This is a genomic window from Mesorhizobium sp. PL10 (assembly GCF_053714315.1).
This window is the reverse complement of the sequence record NZ_JBSKBR010000175.1, coordinates 1-662: the sequence shown is the minus strand read 5'-3', so window position 1 is coordinate 662 and position 662 is coordinate 1. Positions and strand designations below refer to the sequence as shown.

Sequence of the window (662 nt, the reverse complement as noted above, 5' to 3'; positions counted from 1 at the left end):
ATCAACCGGCGGCATCGTGCCATCTGCCTGCGGCTTGGCCTTGGTGAACTTGACCGTCCAGATCCCATGGGTGGATGGCGACCGGCGTTTTTGCAAAATTAGAGGTCGTCCAACCAACCACCTATTCTGAGGCGATGAATATGACCACACCCATACAGCCAACCACCATCCGTACCGATCCTGGCGCAATTTTCGTTTCATTGGAACTCAGCCGCTCGACCTGGCTGATAACCTCGCTGTCTCCGGGCAACGGTGGGAAGATGTCGAAGCATTCCATTTTCGCAGGGGACGTGGGCGGATTGTTCGCGCTGTTTTTCAAGCTGCGGGAAAGATGTCAGGCTAAAACCGGGTGCAATTATCCGATCGTCACGATCCAGGAGGCCGGTCTCGACGGCTTCTGGGTTCATCGGGTGCTTGAGAAGGAGGCGCTCGAAAGCCATGTCGTGGATCCAGCCTCGATCGCAACATCACGCCGGCGCCGACGAGCGAAGACGGATCGCATCGACGGTGAGGCGCTACTTCGGACCTTGATGGCTTACAAACGCGGCGAGCCACGGGTATGTGCCATGGTGCGTGCTCCGTCGCCCGAAGAAGAAGATCATCGCCGGGTCTGCCGCGAGCGCAAGACACTGACCGCTGAGCGCGTCGCCCACGTCAATCGC

1 pseudogene is annotated in these 662 nt (G+C 58.8%); it reads left to right on the top strand.

Features of this window, described 5'->3' with window-relative positions:
• Positions 1–140 precede the first annotated feature (140 nt).
• Positions 141–662: pseudogene (locus ACWGTO_RS33720) on the top strand (IS110 family transposase); the annotation flags it as partial.